Consider the following 1,125-nt stretch of genomic DNA (forward strand, 5'->3'; position numbering starts at 1 on the left):
TCGGGTTTGAGCCAGGCGGGCGGTGGGGTGTCGTGGATCGTTCTGGACGATGAGTCGATCGTCGATGAGGTTGGTGAGTTTTCTGGTGGGCCGGTGTCCGATGGTGATCGGTTGGGTTCGGTTCGTCTCGATGATGCCGCTTACCTGATCTATACGTCGGGTTCGACGGGTGTTCCGAAGGGTGTGGTGGTGACGCATCGGGGTTTGGCGAATTTGGCTGAGGTGGAGCGTGTTCGGTTCGGGGTGACTGCTGGCTCGCGTACGTTGTCGTTTGCGTCGCCGAGTTTCGATGCGTCGGTGCTCGAGTTGTTGTTGGCGTTTTGTGGTGGTGCGGCGATGGTGATTGTGCCGACGGATGTGTTCGGTGGTGTCGAGCTTGCTCAGTTGCTGCGTGAGGAGGAGATTACGCATGCTTTTGTGACGCCGGCGGCGTTGGCGTCGGTGGATCCGGCCGGTCTCGATTCGCTCGCGGTGGTGGCGACCGGTGGTGATGCTTCGGGTTCTGATTTGGTTGAGCGTTGGGCGCCGGGCCGTTTGATGTTCAATGCGTATGGTCCGACGGAGGCGACGGTGTTTGCGTCGTTGAGTGCGCCGATGTCGCCGGGGGTTCCGGTCGATATCGGCTCTCCGGTGTTGGGTTTTGCTGTGGTGGTGTTGGATTCGCGTTTGCAGCCGGTTCCGGTGGGTGTTGTGGGTGAGTTGTATTTGGCTGGTCCTGGGTTGGCGCGCGGTTATCATGATCGGTTGGGTTTGACGGCGGAGCGGTTCGTGGCGGCGCCGTTTTCGGTTGTGGGGGAGAGGATGTATCGCACGGGTGATGTGGTGCGGTGGAATGGTTCTGGGGTTTTGGAGTATGTGGGGCGTAGCGATTTTCAGGTGAAGGTTCGTGGTTTTCGGATCGAGTTGGGTGAGATCGATGCGGTGATTGCTGCTTTGCCTGAGGTTGATTTCGTGGCGACTTTGGGTGTTGATGGGCCTGGTGGTGCGACGGTGTTGGTGTCGTATGTGTTCGGTGTCGGTGGTGGGTTGGTCGATGTCGATGCGGTGCGTGATCGGGTGGTGTCGTTGTTGCCGGCGCATATGGTTCCGTCGGCGTTTGTGGTGTTGGATTCGATTCCGTTGACT

1 protein-coding gene is annotated in these 1,125 nt (G+C 59.3%); it reads left to right on the plus strand.

Going from position 1 to position 1,125, the window contains the following annotated elements:
- The coding region (locus tag ABIB36_RS21905; RefSeq protein ID WP_354563606.1) for an AMP-binding protein at positions 1-1,125 on the plus strand (1,125 nt) is incomplete at both ends.

The organism is Rhodococcus sp. UYP9, from assembly GCF_040547235.1.
Taxonomy (GTDB): Bacteria; Actinomycetota; Actinomycetes; order Mycobacteriales; family Mycobacteriaceae; genus Rhodococcoides.